Genomic DNA, 18,934 nt, shown 5'->3' with positions numbered 1-18,934 from the left:
CATTATCGCGAATAGTCCTCCGCGGAAAGCCGCCCTAGATCGGAAGCGACAGCGCGACGCGCGCTGATCGACGCGACATCACGACCTCAGTCGTGAACGGAGACATGCGACCGATGAAAGCAATCCGTCACACAATCTTCGCCCTCACCCTCACTCTGATAGGCGCCACCTCCATGACCGCTCCATCCCCCGCCCAAGCACAGGCTCAAGGACAAGCACAAGCCATTTCCACCATCACCACCGGCGTGATGGTCATCCTGACCGTCAAGCCGGGCATCACCCGCGAGCAAGTGATGGCCGTGATGCCGGATGAAATCCGCCAGACCGTGCAGCTCTATCTCAACGGCAAGGTTCGCGAATGGTATTCGCGGTCCGACGGGCGCGGCGTCGTCTTCCTGCTCGATGCCAAGGACACCTCCGAGGCGCACGCGATCATGGAGGGCCTGCCATTGTCCAAGCTTGATATCATGGACCACGACTACATCGCGGTCGGTCCGCTGCTGCCGCTCCGCCTGCTGGTTGGCAAGCCCTGAGCACCGCGCCGAGGTCGGACCCGATCGACGGGTTCGACCTCTCTCTCCGGATCGACCAACAGAGGACGCCGGCCGTGCCGATCAGTCTCAACATTCCATTCCTGCTCAGCGTAGCCGGAGCGTTTCTGGCGAGCGCCGTGGTGGCCTCAACCTATGTCTGGCCGGCGCTCCGCACGATGCCGCGCCAAGAGGCGCTCCGGCTGCTCGCGGCTTTCCATGCCTTCCGGTTTCTCGGAATGAACTTCCTGGTCACCGGCTTCGTGTCGCCGCAGGTGAATCCGGTGTTTGCCGGCGCGGTCGGCTGGGGCGATCTGACCGCTGCCGTTCTCGCGCTGCTCGCGATGGCAGCCCTGTCGTGGCGCTGGCCGATCGCCATCCCGATCGTCTGGCTCTTCAATATCTGGGGCACGCTGGATCTGCTCAACGCCTATTACATGGGCGCGACGAAGAACGCGGATCCCGGCCTGTTCGGCGCCGGCATCTATATTCCGGCACTGTATGTGCCGTTGCTGCTGGTCAGCCACGTGATGGTGTTCATGCTGCTGATGCGGGCCGAGAAGGCAGAGGCGTAGTGCGGAGCGCAACGCTCCATCAACATCGTCCGGGCGCAGGCCGGGACCCATACTCCGCGGCCGATGTCGTGGTCGGGATTCGTCGTTCCGGTTCTGCTCAACAACACGCATTCGTGGTTATGGGTCCCGGCCCCCGTGCGCAATTGCGCACTAGGCCGGGACGACGGCGCGCTTGTGGCACGGCTAGCGGCACCAACCTCAAAACGGCAGCGCCACGCCGGTCTTGATCTCCTTCAGGATCACGTTGGTGCGGACGTGGCGGATGCCGGGGATGCGGAACATGAATTCGTCCAGGAATCTATTGTAGGCGTCCATGTCGCGCACGACGACGCGCAGATGATAGTCGGCGTCGCCTGTTGTCGCGAAGCATTCGAGCACCTCGCGGCGCTGCATCACCCGCGCAACGAACTCGTCGACGAATTTGACGTCGTGCCGCTCGAGCGAGACGTGCAGGATCGCCGAGGTCGCAAAGCCGGCGCGCTCGCGCGCCACCAGCGCCGAATAGCCTGAAATAACGCCGGACTCTTCCAGCGCACGGACCCGGCGCCAGCACGCCGAGGTCGACATCCCGACAATTTCCGCGAGTTGCTGGTTGGTGGCGCGGCCGTCCTTTTGCAGTTCGGCGAGAATTCGCTCGTCTTGCTCTTCGACCATCGATAAGCTCCATTTCGGTAAAATCTACCAAATCATGACGTCTTGGACAATCTTCTACCGAATTTGAGCCTGATGGAGAACGGATAGGTAAGACCTACCAGGCGTCAGGGCATAGCCTTGTCCGATCAGACATTTCGATTCCCGAAAGGGTCACCCATGGGACAGATGCCGCTGCTCGACGCTTACCAGTTGTCCGAGCGCTACAGCAGGGAACGCGGCCGGGTCTTCCTGACCGGCACGCAGGCGATCGTCCGCGTCGCGCTCGATCAGATCAGGCGCGACCGCGCGAGCGGACTGAACACTGCGGGCTTCATCTCCGGCTATCGCGGCTCGCCGCTCGGCGGCGTCGATCTCGAACTGTGGAAGATCAAGCAACTGCTCGAGGACAGCCGCATCGAGTTCCTGCCCGCGGTGAACGAGGACCTCGCCGCAACCGCGGTGCTCGGCTCGCAGCAGGTCGAGACGCAGAGGGACCGCGAGGTCGATGGCGTGTTCGGGCTGTGGTACGGCAAGGGTCCCGGCGTCGATCGCTCGGGCGATGCGTTGAAGCACGGCAATGCCTATGGCTCCTCGCCGCATGGCGGCGTGCTGGTCGTCGCCGGCGACGATCATGGCTGCGTGTCATCCTCGATGCCGCACCAGTCCGATGTCGCCTTCATGAGCTGGTTCATGCCGACGCTGCACCCGGCCGATGTCAGCGAATATCTCGCGTTCGGCGAGTACGGCTACGCGCTCAGCCGATTTTCCGGCATGTGGGTCGGCTTCAAGGCGATCTCGGAGATCGTCGAGTCCGGCGCCTCGGTTGAGCTGCCCGCACCGCGCCGCTTCATACAGCCGGATTTCGTGCCGCCGCCGGGCGGCCTGCATTATCGCTGGCCGGATCTGCCGGGCCCGCAGATCGAGGAGCGGCTGGAGGCGAAGAAGCACGCGGTCTACGCGTTTGCAAAAGCCAATCCGATCGACCGTCGCATCTACGACATCAAGGGCGCAACCTACGGCATCGTCACCACAGGCAAGGCGCATCTCGATTTGATGGAGGCGTTGCGGCTGGTCGGCCTCGACGAGGCCGCATGCCGCCGCTTCGGCATCGACATCTACAAGGTCGGCATGGTGTGGCCGCTGGCGCTGCACGACGCGATGGAGTTCGTGACCGGCAAGCGCGAGATATTGGTGGTCGAGGAGAAGCGCGGCATCATCGAGAGCCAGTTCAAGGAATATTTCTACGACTATCCCGGCGCCAAGCCGGAGCGGATGGTCGGCAAGCATGACGAGCGTGGCGCACGGCTGATCTCCTGGACCGGCGAGTTGTCGCCGCGGATGCTGGCCGATGTGCTGGCGCGGCGGCTCGATCCGATGTTTCCCGAACTTCAGCTCGCGCGCCGCGCCGCTGCGCTGGTGCCGGAACCGGATCGGAGCATCGCGGTGCCGGGCGCGACGCGCACGCCGTATTTCTGCTCGGGCTGCCCGCACAACACGTCGACGAAAGTGCCCGAGGGCTCGAAAGCGCTGGCCGGCATCGGCTGCCACTTCATGGCGAGCTGGATGGACCGCGAGACCTCGTCGCTGATCCAGATGGGCGGCGAAGGCGTCAACTGGGCGGCGTCGTCGAAATTCACCGGCAACAGCCACGTGTTCCAGAATCTCGGCGAAGGCACTTACTATCACTCCGGCTCGATGGCGATCCGGCAGGCGATCGCAGCCAAAGCCAATATCACCTACAAGATCCTGTTCAACGACGCGGTGGCGATGACCGGCGGCCAGCCGGTGGACGGGCCGGTCAGCGTGCAGGCGATCGCGCACTCCGTCCGCGCCGAGGGCGTCTCACGCATCGCGCTGGTTTCGGACGACCCCAAGCATTTCTCGCCGGCCGATCTGCCGGTTGGCGTCACGATTCATCCGCGAGGGGAGATGGACGCCGTGCAGCGCGAGCTGCGCGAAATTTCCGGCGTCACCGTACTGATCTATCAGCAGACCTGCGCCACCGAGAAGCGCCGCCGCCGCAAGCGTGGCACGATCGCCGATCCCCAACGCTTCGCCTATATCAACGACCTCGTCTGCGAAGGCTGCGGCGACTGCTCGGTGGAATCCAACTGCCTCAGCGTCGAGCCGAAGGAGACGCCGTTCGGCCGCAAGCGCAAGATCAACCTCTCGACCTGCAACAAGGACTTTTCCTGCCTCAACGGCTTCTGCCCGAGCTTCGTCACCATCGAGGGCGGCAAGCGGCGGGCCAAGAGTGCGAGCGCAATCGATCCGCTGGCGCGCGCCGCAATGCTGCCGGCGCCGGAGTTCGCGGCGCTCGACAAGCCCTATGATCTTCTCGTCACCGGCGTCGGCGGCACCGGCGTCATCACGGTCGGCGCGCTGATCGCGATGGCCGCGCATCTCGAGCGGCGCGGCGTCTCGGTGCTCGACTTCACCGGCTTTGCGCAGAAGTTCGGTCCGGTGCTGAGCTTCCTGCGGCTTGCGGCCACGCCCGGCGCGCTGCATCAGGTGCGGATCGACCAGGGCGCAGCCGACGCGCTGGTCGGCTGCGATCTCGTGGTGAGCTCGTCGGCCAAGGCGTCCGGCACCTACCGCAAGGGCATGCGCGCTGCGGTCAACACCGCGGAGATGCCGACCGGCGACGTGGTGCGCTTCCGCGATGCCGACCTCGCCTCGCCTGTTCGCTTGCGCGCCATCGAGCGGGTGATCGGCTCCGGCAACCTCACCACCATCGACGCGAATGCTCTGGCCGAACGACTGCTCGGCGACAGCGTGTTCGCCAACATCATGATGCTCGGCTTCGCCTGGCAACAGGGCCTGGTGCCGGTGTCGCTGGACGCGGTGACGCGCGCGATCGAGCTGAACGGCGTCGCCGTCGAGCGCAACAAGCAGGCGCTGGCCTGGGGACGGCTCGCGCTTGCCGATCCGGACTTCCTACCGAAGCCAGACGATGTTGCGGCCAATGTTCCCGAGACGCTGGAGCAGATGATCGCGCGCCGCGCCGATTTCCTGCGCGATTACCAGGACGACGCGTATGCCGCGCGCTACCGCGCAACGGTCGATCGCGTGCGCCGCGCCGAGGCGTCGTTCGGGAGCGACACTCTCGCCGACGCCGTTGCCCGCTCGCTGTTCAAGCTGATGGCCTACAAGGACGAATATGAGGTGGCGCGGCTCCATATGCAGACCGGCTTCCTCGACGAGCTCAAGCATAAGTTCGACGGCGACTTCACGGTGCAATACCACCTTGCGCCGCCGTTGCTGCCGGCGCGGCGCGACGCGCGCGGACGGCCGAGGAAGCGCGCGTTCGGGCAGTGGATCCAGACGCCGTTGCGTCTGCTCGCGCGACTGAAGGTGCTGCGCGGCACGCCGTTCGACGTATTCGGCTACACCGCGGAGCGCCGCGCCGAGCGTGAGCTGATCACGTGGTACGAGGCGCTGATCGAAACACTGCTCGGCAAGCTCGATGCGGCGCGCCTGCCCGACCTGGTCGCAATCGCAAAGGCGCCGATGGAGATCCGCGGCTATGGGCCGGTGAAGGACGCCGCGATCGACAAGACCAGGGCGGAGGTGGCGCGGCTCACCGCGCTTCTTGCCTCCGCCCCGTCAGATACGCACGATGGCTCAGGCCGCCGCGCCGCGCTTGGCGGGTGAGATCAACCCGGCCAGGACGGTCGCGATCACCGCCACCACGATGTTGAGCAAGAGCGCGCCGAGCCCGACATAGAAGGTATAGCTGGTATCGCCGAGCGAGATGCTGGCCAGCGGCTTCAGCCCGTTGCTCCACGCCGTGTAGGTGCCCCAGCCGATGCCGACCGCCCAGCCGAGCAGCAGGCCCTCGGCGCGGAACCAGACGGTGAACAGGCCGAACACCAGCGCCGGCAGTGTCTGCACGATCCAGAGGCCGCCGAGCAGTTGCAGGTCGAGTGCATATTGCGTCGGCAAGAACAGGATGAAGGCGAGCGCGCCGACCTTCACCACCAGCGAGGTGATCTTCGCCACCGACGCCTCACCGGCATGCGAGATGCCGGGATTGACATAGTGCTTCCAGACATTGCGGGTGAACAGGTTGGCGGCGCCGATGCTCATCACCGCCGCCGGCACCAGCGCGCCGATCGCGATCGCCGAGAACGCGAAGCCTGCGAACCATTCCGGGAACAACGTCTTGAACAGCGTCGGCACCACGTCGTTCGGCGACGTCACCTTGATCCCTGCGGCATAGGCCATGTAGCCGAGCAGCGCGATCAGGCCGAGCAGCAGTGTATAGGCCGGCAGCAGGATCGCGTTCTTGCGGATGGTATCCGCCGACTTCGAAGCGAAGATGCCGGTCAGCGTGTGCGGATACATGAAGGCGGCCAGCGCCGAGCCGAGCGCCAGCGTCGCATAGGGCAGATATTGCGCGCCCTTCAGCGTCAAGCCAGTGGCGCCGCCCTTGGCTGTGAAGGCGTCGTTGGCGGCCGAGAACACCGCGCCATAGCCGCCGAGCTTCGAGGGCACCACCACCACCGCCGTCAGCACCACGATGTAGATCATGATGTCCTTGACGAAGGCGATCAGCGCCGGTGCACGCAGGCCGGAACTGTAGGTATAGAGCGCGAGGATCACGAAGGCGGCGATGATCGGCAGCTCGCCGGTCAGGCCCATCGCCTTGATCACGACCTCCATGCCGATCAGCTGCAACGCGATATAGGGCATGGTCGCGACCAGGCCGGTCAGCGCCACCGCGAGCTCGAGCGCACGCGAACCGTAGGCGCCGTGGACCACATCCGCGGCGGTGACATAGCCGTTGGCATGCGCCTTCTTCCACAGCACCGGCATCACGGCGAACACGAAGGGATACACGATGATGGTGTAGGGCAGCGCGAAGAAGCCGTAGGCGCCGACCGCATAGACCAGCGCCGGCACCGCGATCACGGTGTAGGCGGTGTAGAAATCGCCGCCGACCAGGAACCAGGTGATCCAGGTGCCGAACTGGCGGCCGCCGAGGCCCCATTCGTCGAGATGCTCGTTCACCGGGCCGGATTTCCAGCGCGCGGCGAAGAAGCCCATCACGGTGACGAGCGCGAAGAAGAAGATGAAGACGGAAAGCGCCACCCAGGCGATATGATCGGTCATGGCTGCCCCCTCACCGCTGCTCGTCGGCATCGGGCCGGCGGCTGCGATAGACCAGCCAGATCAAGAGCGAGGAGATCGGCACCCAGGCGAGCTGGTACCAGTAGAAGAAGGGAAAGCCGAACAGCGACGGCTCGGCAAAATTATAGAACGGCACCCATAGCAAGCCGATGAACGGCAGCAGCAACAGAATCCACATGGTTCACTCCCCAGCCCGAGGCCTGATCCAAACCGGCGGTGTTGCCGGCGTCCCGTCATCAACGACCCCAGGAACCATTCGTTGCGTCTAGAATCACGGTTGCGGCATGGCGATGCAAAAAGATGTGATCGGCGTCCCGGGCGGCAGTCTAGTCCGCCTTGATACCGGCGTCCTCAATCACCTTGCGCCAGCGCACCTCCTCGCCAGCAAAATAGCGGTCGAGGTCTGCGGGCGGTGCAGCGACCATCACGAGGCCCTCATTGACGCTGAGCTTCCTGAAGGCCGCCGCCTGCACCGCCCTGGCGGCTGATTTGTTGAGGCGGTCGATGATGTCGGGAGGCGTGTTCGCAGGTGCGTAAAGCCCGTACCAGGATTCCGCCGCGTAGCCGGGTACACCGGCTTCCGACACGGTTGGCAATTTCGGGAACGACGGCGAGCGCTCGGTCGAGGTCACGGCGATCGCGCGCAGCTGCCCGGCCTCGACCAGCGACGCGCAGCTTGCGACGGTCGTGAACATCACCTGGATCTGGCCGCCCAACAGGTCGGTGATCCCTGGCGCGGCGCCCTTGTAGGGCACGGTGGTCAGGTTGACGCCGGCCATGTGCTTGAACAACTCACCGGCGAGATGCGCCGAGGTGCCGGTGCCGTAGGTTCCGTAGGACAGCTTTTCCGGATCGGCCTTGGCGACTGCGATCAGGTCCGCGATCGACTTGATCGGCGAGGACGGATTGACCACCACGACGTTGAACGAGCGCGCCACCAGCGCCACCGGCGCAAGGTCCTTGTGCGGATCATAGGGCAGCTTGCGGTAGAGACTCGGGTTGACCGCGTTGGCGAAGGTCGCCATCAGCAGCGTGTAGCCGTCGGGTGGGCTCGCGGCGACGCTCTGCGTGCCGATGATGGTGCCCGCGCCCGGCTTGTTCTCGATGATGACCGTGACGCCGAGATCCTTCTGCATTTCCTGCGCCAGCGTGCGCGCCACGACGTCGGTGCCGCCGCCCGGCGCGAACGGCACCACGATCTTGACGACGTGGTCGGGATAGGCGGCGCGTGCAGGCGTGTGCAGCAGCACGGATGCTGCGAGCGCGAACAGAAACGATGCGAGGAGACGAAGCGGCATGGCAGGCCCCGGCGGCAGACGGTGCATTCTTGATACACGCACATGCCATGCAAGGGATGCCGGGCGGTCATGACCAGCGGATGAGCGGTGCCCCGCTAGACCCGTCATCCTGCGGAGCAAGCTCTTGCGAGCCTCGAAGGATGACGGGGAGAGATCGGAGTACGTCCTTCGCACAAAGACGGTTACACCGTCTCACGAATACGGATTGATCAGCTTCTGCTGCTCGGTCGCGTGGCGCACCAGGAGATCGATGAAGGTGCGCACCTTGGCCGAGAGATGATGGCGATGCGGATAGATCGCGTTCATGGTGAGCTCAACCGGCCGGTACTCGGGCAGCAGCCGCACCAATTGTCCGGACTCCAGCTCGTCGCGGACCAGGAAGCCCGCCGCGAGGAAGACACCGACGCCGGCGAGCGCAGCGAGCTTCAGCGTCTCGCCGCTGTTGGAGACGAGGTTGCCCGTAACCCGCACCGCAGCCGGTGTGCCCCTGCGATCGGTGAAGTGCCAGTCGTCGCCATAGGGGTAGTTGGCGTGGCGCATGCAGTTGCGCGCCGCGAGATCGGCGAGCTGGTCGGGCTTGCCGTGTTGCGCGATATAGCCGTGCGACGCGCACAGCACGTGGCGCCAGGTCGCGATGGTGCGCACGATCAGGCTGGAGTCCGGCGGCGGGGTCATGCGCACCGCGAGATCGTAATTCTCGTCGATCAGGTCGGCGTTGCGCTCGCCGATGGTGAGATCGACTTTGACCTCGGGATAGGTCGCGAGGAACTCGGCCACCGCGGGCGACAGGAATTGGACCAGATGGGTGTTGGTGAAAATCCGCAGCGTGCCGCGCGGCACCGATTGCTGCGCGCCGGCGACCTCGTCGGCCTGTTCGATGTCGGCGAGGATCTGGATGCAGCGGTCGTAGTAGGCCTGGCCGACCTCGGTCAGGCTGACCTTGCGCGTGGTGCGGTTGAGCAGCCGGGCGCCGAGCCGGTCCTCCAGCGACTGCACGTGGTTGCTCACCATCGTCGTGGACATGTTGAGCTTGCGGCCGGCCGCGGAAAAGCCGCCGGAATCCACGACCCGGACGAACGCGGTCAAACTGGTCAGGCGATCCATGCGGCAGGGTCCGGATTATCAGCGCTGGCTTGATAATGCTTCCAGTTTTATCGGGATTATCACAGCGGGGAGGACATTGCATCTAAGGCCGTAACCGGCGCCCTTTCTGGAAGGACGCAAGATGTTCGGCCAGGAGACGACCATGTCGACCACCACCTATCCCCCTGAAGAAGCAACCAAAATCGGTCTCCGCCCGTCGCGGCAGACGGTCAAGCGGGTGAGCCTCGGACTCGCCGCCCTGCTCGGCATCGCCGTCGCCAGTGACTTCGGCTACGACTACTTCACCACCGGCCGTTATCTGGAGTCTACCGACGACGCCTATGTGAAGGCGGACTCCACCATCATCGCGCCGAAGGTGTCGGGCTACATCGCCCAGGTGCTGGTCACCGACAACCAGCCGGTGAAGGCCGGCCAGCTGCTGGCTCAAATCGACGACCGCGACTACCGCACCGCGCTCGGCCAGGCCAAGGCCGACGTGAACGCCGCGGAAGCCGCGGTGCGCAACCTCGATGCGCAGCTCGAATTGCAGCAGCCGATCATCGACCAGGGCACCGCCGACGTCACCGCCGCCGAGGCCAATCTGAAATTCGCCCAGGAGGAGCAAACCCGCTACGACGGGCTGATGAAATCCGGCTCCGGCACCATTCAACGCGCGCAGCAGACCGACGCGGCGTTGCGCGCCAACACGGCGCAATTGCAGCATGCGAAGTCGGCGCTGTCGGCGGCGCAGCGCAAGGTCGACGTGCTGACCACGCAGCGTGCTCAGGCGGTGGCGCAGGTCGACCGCGCCCGTGCGGTCAAGCAGCAGGCCGAGTTGAACCTGTCCTACGCGGGGATCACCGCGCCGGTCGACGGCACGGTCGGCGCCCGCACGCTGCGCGTCGGACAATATGTGCAGGCCGGCACCCAGCTGATGGCGGTGGTGCCGCTGGATGCGGTCTATGTAGTCGCCAATTTCAAGGAGACGCAGCTGACCCATGTGCGCAACGGCCAGCCGGTCGAGCTCACCGTCGACAGTTTCCACGGCACCACGCTGAAGGGCCATGTCGACAGCCTGTCGCCGGCGAGCGGCCTCGAATTCGCGCTGCTGCCGCCCGACAACGCCACCGGCAACTTCACCAAGATCGTGCAGCGCGTGCCGGTCAAGATCGTGCTCGACGATCACAGCCTGACCGGCCTGCTGCGGCCGGGCATGTCGGCGATCCCGACCGTCAACACCAAGGCGACGGTGCTGGCCGAGCGCGAGGAGAAGCGGCGGCTGGCGTCGGCGATGCGGGCAAACGGCGGTTAGCGCAAAGCACTTCTTCAACTAGCTTGACGCGATCGATCACCGCAACGGTGGTCGATCGCGTTTTTTGTGTTCTCCATCCTGCTCGCTTCTCCTTCGTGCCGCAGCCGCCGACGGCAGGGCTCCCTCCCCCTTCCGGAGGAGGGAGCCAATCCAGCGTGCTCACCTCACCTATCGACAGGGCTGAGATCAGCCATCGTGTCGAGCTGCTGGCCGCCACGAATGCCGGAGGCGCTAGGCATCCCGATTATCAACCTCTGCCGGACAATCCTTCCACTCCTTCCCGGATTATCGAAACCGGCCGCCTAATACATGTTGTGGGGGCCAGTAAGGACGACCCCGATGACCACACTTCAGCCCACAGCTAACGCCGTCCCCATTCCCAACCCCGCCGCGCCTGCAACACCGGCGGTCCCGACCAGGACCTGGATCGCGGTGATCGGCGCCACGCTCGGGGCGTTCATGGCGGTGCTCAACATCCAGATCGTCAACGCCTCGCTCGCCGACATTCAGGGCGGCATCGGCGCCGGCATCGACGATGGCGGCTGGATCTCGACCTCCTATCTGATCGCCGAGATCGTGGTGATCCCGCTCTCCGGCTGGCTCGCGCGGGTGTTCTCGGTGCGCATCTATCTGCTCACCAACGCGCTCCTGTTCCTGGTGTTCTCGGCGGCCTGCGCGCTGGCGCAGGACCTGCCGCAGATGATCGCGTTGCGGGCCGTGCAGGGCTTCACCGGCGGCGTGCTGATCCCGATGGCGTTCACGCTGATCATCACGCTGCTGCCAAAGGCAAAGCAGCCGATCGGGCTTGCGCTGTTCGCGCTGTCGGCGACGTTCGCTCCCGCGATCGGCCCGACCATCGGCGGCTATCTCACCGAGAACTGGGGCTGGCAGTACATCTTCTACGTCAACCTGGTGCCCGGCGCGTGATGATCGCGATGCTGTTCGTCTCGCTCGAGCCGAGCCCGATGAAGCTGTCGTTGCTGCGCCAGGGCGACTGGCTCGGCATCATCTCCATGGCGATCGGCCTCGCCGCGCTGCAGACCGTGCTGGAAGAAGGCAACAAGGACGACTGGTTCGGCTCGCCCTTCATCGTCCGCCTGTCTGTCATCGCGGCCGTCGCGCTGGTCGCCTTCCTGATCGTCGAATTCACCGTCGAGAAGCCGCTGCTCAATCTGCGCCTGCTCGCCCGCCGCAATTTCGGCTTCGGCATGCTGGCGAACTTCCTGATGGGCATTGCGCTGTATGGCTCGGTGTTCATCCTGCCGCAGTATCTGGCGCGCATCCAGGGCTACAACTCCGAGCAGATCGGCATGGTGCTGGCATGGACCGGCCTGCCCCAGCTCGTACTGATCCCGCTGGTGCCGAAACTGATGCAGCGCTTCGACCCCCGCATCGTCATCGGTGTCGGATTTGCACTGTTCGCCGGCTCCAACTTCATGAACATCTACATGACCAACGACTATGCCGCCGATCAGCTGCTTTGGCCGAACGTCGTCCGTGCCGTCGGTCAGGCGCTTGCCTTCGCTCCGCTGTCGGCGGTTGCAACGGCCGGAATCGAAGCGGAGAACGCCGGATCGGCGTCAGCGCTGTTCAACATGATGCGCAACCTCGGCGGCGCGATCGGCATCGCCGCGCTGCAGACACTGCTGACCAAGCGCGAGCAGTATCATTCCAACGTGCTGATGCAGTCGGTCTCGCTGCTGGAGGAGGCAACCCGCAACCGGATCGCGCAGCTGACGCAGTATTTCATGAACCACGGCGTCGCCGACCAGGCCGAAGCCGCTCATCGCGCGACCGCCGCGATCGGCAAGGTCGTGCAGAAGCAGGCCTACATCCTGGCCTTCAGCGACACCTTCTATCTGCTCGGCGTGGCGCTGATCATCGCGCTGGTCGCGACCCTGGTCCTGAAGAAACCGGGCCAGTTCGCTGGCGGCGGCGGCGCACACTAGCAATCCCAGACCCAACCAAGGAGAACGACCATGAAACCCCGGATGAACTTCTATCAGGCTGCCCCCGAGACGATCAAAGCGCTGGTAGCCGTGGAGAGCCAGATCAGCGCGAGCGGCCTCGAGCAGTCGCTGATCGAGTTGGTCAAGACCCGCGCCTCCCAGATCAACGGCTGCGCCTACTGCATCAACATGCACACCGAGGACGCCCGCAAGCATGGCGAGACCGAGCAGCGGCTCTATCTGCTCAACGCCTGGCGCGAGTCGCCGCTCTACTCCGAGCGCGAGCGCGCGGCGCTGGCCTGGACCGAGGCATTGACGCTGGTGTCGGAAACGCACGCACCTGACGCCGACTACGAGGCGGTGCGTGCCGAGTTTTCGGATAGCGAGCTGGTCAACCTGACCACGCTGATCGGCGCCATCAACGCGTGGAACCGGATCGCGATCGGCTTCCGCGCAGTGCACCCGGTGAAGGTGAAAGTGGCGGCGTAGATTCCTCCCGCCGTCATTCCGGGCTCGCGCCAAGCGGCGCGCCCCGGAATGACAAGCGGAGGGTCCCGCGCTAAACCGCGGTCGCCTTCGCGAACTCGACGTAGATCTCGCGCAGGCGGTCGGTGATCGGGCCGACCTTGCCGCTGCCCACGGTCTTGCCGTCGATCGCGACCACGCCCTGCACGAACACCGAGGCGCTGGTGATGAAGGCTTCCTTGGCGGCAAGCGCTTCCGCGACCGTGAAGGCGCGCTCCTCGATGCGGAGCTGGCGCTCCTCGGCGAGCTTGACCACCGCCTTGCGGGTGCAGCCGGGCAGGATCTCGTTGCCGTTGTGCCGGGTCACGATGACATCGTCCTGGGTGACGATGAAGGACGAGGACGAACCGCCCTCGGTGACCTTGCCGTCTTCGATCATCCAGGCTTCGCCGGCGCCGGCCGCAGCCGCGGCCTGCTTGGCCAGCACCTGCGCCAACAGCGCCACGCTCTTGATGTCGCGCCGCTCCCAACGGATGTCCGGCACCGTGATGACGTTGATGCCGGTCTTGGCCGAGGGCGCGTTGATGATGTCCTTTTCCGAGGTGAACATCACGAGGGTCGGCTTGACGTTCGCCTCCGCCTTCGGGAAGGCGAAGTCACGTCCCGAGTCGGCGCCGCGGGTGACCTCGAGATAGACCATGCCGTTGACCAGGTCGTTGCGCTTGACCAGCTCCTTCTGGATCTCCTCGATCCGCTCCAGCGTCTCCGGCAGCGCCAGCTGGATCTCGCCAACCGAGCGCTTCAGCCTGGCCAGATGCGAGGCGTTGTCGATCAGCTTGCCCTCGAGCACCGCCGCCACCTCGTAGATCCCGTCGGCGAACAGGAATCCGCGGTCGAACACCGAGACCTTGGCCTCGGAATGCGGCACGTACGAGCCGTTGACGTAAGCGATCTTTTCCACGCGAGTTCTCCTGCGGACGGAAGGCGAAGTTTCAGGCCTTCCTATACGCAAATTGTTAACGGGGGAAAACCCTTCCGCGCCGTCATTCCGGGGCGCGCCACTTGGCGCGAGCCCGGAATCCATTTCACAACCGGCGATGCGGCCCAATGGATACCGGGCTCGCGCTACGCGCGCCCCGGAATGACGAGGGGAAAGGTCCTGCCCTAATGCTGCAGGATCTTCGACAAGAACTTCTGCGCGCGGTCGCTGCGCGGCGTCCCGAAGAAGTCGGCCTTCTTGGCGTCCTCGACGATCTCGCCGCGGTCCATGAAGATGACGCGGTCGGCGACCTTGTTGGCAAAGCCCATTTCGTGGGTCACCACCATCATGGTCATGCCTTCGCGGGCGAGGTCGACCATGACGTCGAGCACCTCGCTGATCATCTCTGGATCGAGCGCCGAGGTCGGCTCGTCGAACAGCATCGCGATCGGGTCCATCGCCAGCGCCCGGGCGATCGCGACGCGCTGCTGCTGACCGCCTGACAGCTCGGCGGGATACTTCTTGGCATGATCCTTCAGCCCGACGCGCTCCAAAAGCTTCATGCCCTTGGCCATGGCGTCGCTATGCTTGCGGCCCAAGACCTTCTCCTGCGCGAGGCAGAGATTGTCGATGATCCGCAGATGCGGGAACAGCTCGAAGTGCTGGAACACCATGCCGACGCGCGAGCGCAGCTTCGGCAGGTCGGTCTTGGGATCGTTGACCTTGACGCCGTCGAGCGTGATGTCGCCACCCTGGATCGGCTCCAGCGCGTTGACGCATTTGATCAGCGTCGACTTGCCCGAGCCGGACGGGCCGCAGACCACCACCACCTCGCCCTTGGCGACGCTGGTGGTGCAGTCCTTCAGCACCTGGAAGGTCGGCCCGTACCATTTATTGACGTGATTGATCTCGATCATGATGGCTCAGCTTTTTGTTTAGGCATGACCTTATCGGAAAACCGGTTCCCACTTTTCCGGGTCATGCCTTAGCGAACAATGGCAATGCGCGACTGCAGGCGGCGGACGCCGAACGACGCGACACAGGAAATGACGAAGTAGACCAGCGCGGCGAACAGGTACATTTCGACCAGACGGCCGTCGCGCTGCGCGACCTTGCTGGCGGCGCCGAGGAAGTCCGGGATCGACAGCACGTAGACCAGCGAGGTGTCCTGGAACAGCACGATGGTTTGCGTCAGCAGCACCGGCAGCATGTTGCGGAACGCCTGCGGCAGCACGACGTAGCGCATCGACTGCGCGTAGGTCAGGCCGAGCGCGCTGGCCGCGGCCGGCTGGCCCTTCGAGATCGACTGGATGCCGGCGCGCATGATCTCGGAGAAATAGGCCGCCTCGAATGCGATGAAGGTGATCAGCGAGGAGGCGAAGGCGCCGACCGTGATCGGCCGCGACGCGCCGGTCAGCCACTGTCCGATATAGGGCACCAGAAAGTAGAACCAGAAGATCACCAGCACCAGCGGCAGCGAGCGGATGAAGTCGACATAGAAGCCGGCGATGCGCCCGAGCCACTTGTAGCTCGACAACCGCATCAAGGCGATCAGGGTGCCGAACACCAGGCCGCCGAACGCGGCGAGCGCCGTCAGGGTCAACGTGAAGCGCATGCCCTCGAAGAAAAGATAGGGCAGCGCGCGGCGGATGACGTCGAAATCGAAATTGCCGAGCATCGTTATTTGCCCGTGATGTAGCCGGGGATCGCGACATAGCGCTCGAGGAAGCGCATCGCGGTGACCACGACGAAATTGAGGAGGAGATAGAGCACGGTCGCCGCCGTGAAGGCTCGAACACCTGGAACGAGAACTCCTGCATCGAGCGCGCCTCGCCCGTCAGCTCGATCAAGCCGATGGTGATGGCGACCGCGCTGTTCTTGATGGTGTTGAGGAATTCGGAGGTCAGCGGCGGCAGGATGATGCGGAATGCCATCGGCAGCAGCACATAGCGATAGGTCTGCACCGTGGTGAGGCCGAGCGCGGTCGAGGCCTGCTTCTGGCCGCGCGGCAGCGAGGTGATGCCGGCCTGCAACTGCACGGCGACACGCGCCGACATGAACAGGCCGACGCCGATCGCGGCGGTCCAGAACGGCGCGTTCGGCAACTGCTTCAGCCACAGCCCGGCGGACCTCGGCAGCAGCTCGGGCAGCACGAAGAACCACAGGAACAGCTGCACCAGCAGCGGCATGTTGCGGAAGAACTCGACCCAGCAGAAGCCGATCCATGACGCCGTCCGCGACGGCAGCGTGCGCAGCACGCCGATCACCGAGCCGGACGCCAGCGCGATGATCCAGGCGAGCACCGACACCTTGATGGTGACCACCAGTCCCGACAGCAACAGGTCGAGATAGGTGCCGGTCCCCATCGGGTTCGGCTCGAGAAAGATGTGCCAGTTCCAATTATAGTTCACGGGTCCCCCACGCGGCCGCGCCGGTCACGCTCAACGGCAACGTCTGCGCATCCAAACGCGATGCGCCGACGATATGCAAATGTCCGGCCATTCTCCTCCAAAAATGGCCGGACACGCTTGGTTCTTTGGTCCCCCTGGCGGGGCGGCGCTTTGCGCCGCCTCGAACCATGAGGTCTCGGCAGCTTACTTGTACGAATCCGGATCCGGCGAGTCCGACGGCTTGGCGAACTCGTGCTTCAGCTCCGGCCCGAGCTCGACATTGAGGGTCAGGCCCTTCGGCGGAATCTTCTGCATGAACCACTTGTCGTAGATCTTCTCGCCTTCGCCGCTGGTGTAGAGCGCCGCGGTGGCGGCGTCGACGACCTTCTTGAACGGCGCGTCATCCTTGCGCAGCATGATGCCGTAAGGTTCCGGCTTGGAGAACGCATCCTTGGAGATGACGTAGTCGCCCGGCGACTTCGAACCGGCGACGAGGCTGGCGAGCAGGATGTCGTCCATCACGAAAGCGACCGCGCGGTCGGTCTCGACCATCAGGAAGGCTTCGGCGTGATCCTTGGCCGGAATGATGTTGGCGCCGAGGCCGCGCGCGACATTGGCTTCGGTGAGCTGCTTGATGTTGGTGGTACCGGCGGTCGAGACCACCGACTTGCCCTTCAGGTCGTCGATCGACTTGAGCCCGCTCGACTTCTTGAAGACGTAGCGGCTGGCGGTCAGGAAGTGGGTGTTGGTGAACCAGACTTGCTTCTGGCGCTCGGCATTGTTGGTGGTCGAGCCGCATTCGAGGTCGACGGTGCCGTTGGCCATCAGCGGAATGCGCGTCGCCGAGGTGACCGGGTTGAGCTTGACCTCGAGCTTGTCGAGCTTGAGCTCCTTCTTGATCGCATCGACGATCTTGTAGCAGATGTCCATGGCGTAGCCGACGGGCTTCTGGTTGTCGTCGAGGTAGGAGAACGGAATCGAGGAATCGCGGTAGCCGAGCGTGATCGCGCCGGTGTCCTTGATGTTCTTCAGCGTTCCGGTCAGCTCCTCGGCCTGCGCCTGGCTCGCGCCGAGCGCGGCGGCGAGCGCGAAGCCGATGAGATATTTGCGTGTCATACGTCTACTCCTTGCGTGAAAACGGTCGATTTACTGCGTGAGAATGTCGGCGAGGACGGGTGCGATGTAGCGGCGAAACTGTCCGGGATTCTCGCTCATTGGAAAATGACCGAGATGCTCCATGATCGTGACGCTGGCGCCCCCTATAGCCGCTGCCGTCCGCCTCGTGTCCTCAGGCGTGCAGGAGAAATCATACTCGCCCGTGAGCAGATAGAGCTTGCATACTTTAGTATCGATTGACGCGACGCGGCCGCGCAGGTCGCCATCGACACGGTAGAAATACAGGTCGCCCTTGAACACGCCGGGGCCGCCCTGCTTGTAGCCCCACAGCGTTTCCATCCGCGCCGCTTCGGGGCTCTGTGGCGCAATCAGCCCCGACACCAGCGCCGCGCAGACTTCGCCGCCATGGACGTCCGGACGATTGAGCCAGTCGGTGTCATACCACGGCGCCTGGAAATCGGCGGCCTCGAGCCCGATCAATGCGCGGAACTCGGCGGCATGTTCGATCGCAAGGTTGAGAACGATGCGGCCGCCGATCGAGCAGCCCATCACGACCGGCTTCTCCAACCGCAGCGCGCGGCAGAAGGCGCGGATCGTTTCGGTATAGCGCGCGGTGGTGAGTTGGTATTCATCGCCGGTCCAGCTCATCGGCGGATTCGACTTGCCATGCCAGGGCATATCGAAGGCAATGATGCGGAAATTTTCGGCAAATTGCGCGTCCGCGAGCAGATGCCGCCACTGCCGCGCGTCGGATCCCGCGGTGTGCAGGCAGACCAGCGGGATGCCCGTGCCGTTCTCCTCGAAATAAATGCGGTGCAGCTCGCCGCCGATCTCGACGTGAACGTAGCGGCCGACCATCGGCTCGATGTAGCCGTTCATGAGGCGGTCGCCGCGAAATGCTGCCGCGGCAGCGCCAGCAGGTCCTTGAAGTATTGCAGATGCGCCATGAAGGGATGCAGGTCACCCTCCAGCACAGCCTCGCCGCGCTTGGTCAGCGCCAGCAGGTCGTGCCAGCCGGGTTTCGGCTCGGCCTGCCAGTAGGCGGCCCAGGCCTGCGGCGTCGCGCGATAGGCGAAACGCCACGAGCGCATTAGGACTGGCGCAGGCACCAGCTCGACGATGCGCCCAGCGCGGATCACGGCATGAGATGGCCGCGCCATCGGGCCGATCAGGCAGTCGCAATCGAGCAGCCGCCCGCGCGAGACCAGCCGAGGCGCCCGGTCGAGCAATGCGGGAAGGCCGGCAAACGCCGTCGTCACAGCGTCGTCGGTGGCGTCAGGCGATAGCGTCATGTTGTTGGGCAGGTTTCCTCGGCGAGCGCGGCCATGATGACGGCAACCGCCCGTTCTCGCAAGCCGCTGACACCCTTGGGTTCCTCAGATTAATCGCTTGATTAAACCGACCCGCCCGGTCAGTGCGCGGGCTGGAACAGCCGAATTCCTGCTGCCAGGAACTGCCAAATCCCGACGCC

General features: G+C 64.6%; 16 protein-coding genes and 2 pseudogenes. 6 read left to right on the top strand and 12 right to left on the bottom strand.

Translation table 11 applies throughout. The features are described from left to right. Positions 1-113 precede the first annotated feature (113 nt). The gene (locus ALC15_RS18610; protein ID WP_244486139.1) at positions 114-533 is read left to right on the top strand and encodes a hypothetical protein; all 420 of its coding nucleotides are present in this window, start codon (positions 114-116) and stop codon (positions 531-533) included. Between the two features lie 74 nt (positions 534-607). Further along, entirely contained in the window at positions 608-1,105 is a 498-nt protein-coding gene (locus ALC15_RS18605; RefSeq protein WP_050628495.1) for a hypothetical protein, read from the top strand. Positions 1,106-1,303: 198 nt separating this feature from the next. Here ALC15_RS18605 and ALC15_RS18600 read toward each other — a convergent pair whose 3' ends face one another. Further along, entirely contained in the window at positions 1,304-1,759 is a 456-nt protein-coding gene (locus ALC15_RS18600; protein ID WP_050628494.1) for an Lrp/AsnC family transcriptional regulator, read from the bottom strand. A gap of 156 nt (positions 1,760-1,915) precedes the next feature. On the opposite strand from ALC15_RS18600, the gene ALC15_RS18595 reads away from it, so the two are divergent. Then, positions 1,916-5,392 (top strand): indolepyruvate ferredoxin oxidoreductase family protein, encoded by a 3,477-nt coding sequence (locus tag ALC15_RS18595; protein ID WP_050628493.1) that lies wholly within the window; start codon positions 1,916-1,918, stop codon positions 5,390-5,392. On the opposite strand, the gene mctP is transcribed toward ALC15_RS18595, so the two are convergent. The 4 genes from mctP to ALC15_RS18575 all read right to left on the bottom strand — a co-directional run bounded on the left by mctP (position 5,363) and on the right by ALC15_RS18575 (position 9,273). After that, on the bottom strand, positions 5,363-6,853 hold the full coding sequence (gene mctP / locus ALC15_RS18590; protein WP_050628492.1) for a monocarboxylate uptake permease MctP: 1,491 nt from the start codon (positions 6,851-6,853) through the stop codon (positions 5,363-5,365). The genes ALC15_RS18595 and mctP overlap by 30 nt on opposite strands. A 10-nt stretch (positions 6,854-6,863) precedes the next feature. Next, on the bottom strand, positions 6,864-7,049 hold the full coding sequence (locus ALC15_RS18585; protein WP_050628491.1) for a DUF3311 domain-containing protein: 186 nt from the start codon (positions 7,047-7,049) through the stop codon (positions 6,864-6,866). A gap of 148 nt (positions 7,050-7,197) precedes the next feature. Further along, complete coding sequence (locus ALC15_RS18580) at positions 7,198-8,169, bottom strand: Bug family tripartite tricarboxylate transporter substrate binding protein (protein WP_050628490.1); 972 nt, start codon at positions 8,167-8,169, stop codon at positions 7,198-7,200. Positions 8,170-8,361: 192 nt separating this feature from the next. Then, a complete protein-coding gene (locus ALC15_RS18575) occupies positions 8,362-9,273 on the bottom strand; it encodes a LysR family transcriptional regulator (RefSeq protein ID WP_050628489.1) in 912 nt (303 codons plus the stop codon). A 142-nt stretch (positions 9,274-9,415) separates the two neighbouring features. On the opposite strand from ALC15_RS18575, the gene ALC15_RS18570 reads away from it, so the two are divergent. The 3 genes and pseudogenes from ALC15_RS18570 (at position 9,416) to ALC15_RS18560 (ending at position 13,002) form a co-directional block, all read left to right on the top strand. Continuing rightward, positions 9,416-10,564 carry an HlyD family secretion protein gene (locus ALC15_RS18570; RefSeq protein WP_050628563.1) on the top strand — a complete coding sequence of 383 codons (1,149 nt, stop codon included), beginning with the start codon at positions 9,416-9,418 and terminating at the stop codon, positions 10,562-10,564. A 339-nt stretch (positions 10,565-10,903) separates the two neighbouring features. After that, a pseudogene (locus ALC15_RS18565) lies at positions 10,904-12,513 on the top strand (MDR family MFS transporter). 30 nt (positions 12,514-12,543) lie between these two features. Further along, the gene (locus ALC15_RS18560) at positions 12,544-13,002 is read left to right on the top strand and encodes a carboxymuconolactone decarboxylase family protein (RefSeq protein WP_050628488.1); all 459 of its coding nucleotides are present in this window, start codon (positions 12,544-12,546) and stop codon (positions 13,000-13,002) included. A 70-nt stretch (positions 13,003-13,072) separates the two neighbouring features. Here the strand turns inward: ALC15_RS18560 and ALC15_RS18555 are convergent, their stop codons facing one another. The 7 genes and pseudogenes from ALC15_RS18555 to ALC15_RS18525 form a co-directional block, all read right to left on the bottom strand. After that, positions 13,073-13,939, bottom strand: a complete 867-nt coding sequence (locus ALC15_RS18555) for a D-amino-acid transaminase (RefSeq protein WP_050628487.1) — start codon at positions 13,937-13,939, stop codon at positions 13,073-13,075. Between the two features lie 203 nt (positions 13,940-14,142). Further along, the gene (locus ALC15_RS18550) at positions 14,143-14,874 is read right to left on the bottom strand and encodes an amino acid ABC transporter ATP-binding protein (RefSeq protein WP_050628486.1); all 732 of its coding nucleotides are present in this window, start codon (positions 14,872-14,874) and stop codon (positions 14,143-14,145) included. A 68-nt stretch (positions 14,875-14,942) separates the two neighbouring features. After that, positions 14,943-15,635 carry an amino acid ABC transporter permease gene (locus tag ALC15_RS18545; protein ID WP_050405694.1) on the bottom strand — a complete coding sequence of 231 codons (693 nt, stop codon included), beginning with the start codon at positions 15,633-15,635 and terminating at the stop codon, positions 14,943-14,945. 2 nt (positions 15,636-15,637) lie between these two features. Next, positions 15,638-16,368: pseudogene (locus ALC15_RS18540) on the bottom strand (amino acid ABC transporter permease). 183 nt (positions 16,369-16,551) lie between these two features. Beyond that, positions 16,552-17,463: an amino acid ABC transporter substrate-binding protein gene (locus ALC15_RS18535; protein WP_050628485.1), complete on the bottom strand. Its 912-nt coding sequence runs from the start codon at positions 17,461-17,463 to the stop codon at positions 16,552-16,554. Positions 17,464-17,493: 30 nt separating this feature from the next. Next, positions 17,494-18,342 carry an alpha/beta fold hydrolase gene (locus tag ALC15_RS18530; protein ID WP_050628484.1) on the bottom strand — a complete coding sequence of 283 codons (849 nt, stop codon included), beginning with the start codon at positions 18,340-18,342 and terminating at the stop codon, positions 17,494-17,496. After that, entirely contained in the window at positions 18,339-18,755 is a 417-nt protein-coding gene (locus ALC15_RS18525) for a hypothetical protein (protein WP_050628483.1), read from the bottom strand. The genes ALC15_RS18530 and ALC15_RS18525 overlap by 4 nt, the downstream gene beginning before the upstream one ends. Positions 18,756-18,934 lie beyond the last annotated feature (179 nt).

Source organism: Bradyrhizobium viridifuturi (assembly GCF_001238275.1).
Lineage (GTDB): Bacteria > Pseudomonadota > Alphaproteobacteria > Rhizobiales > Xanthobacteraceae > Bradyrhizobium > Bradyrhizobium viridifuturi.
This window is presented reverse-complemented; position numbering and strand designations above follow the sequence as displayed.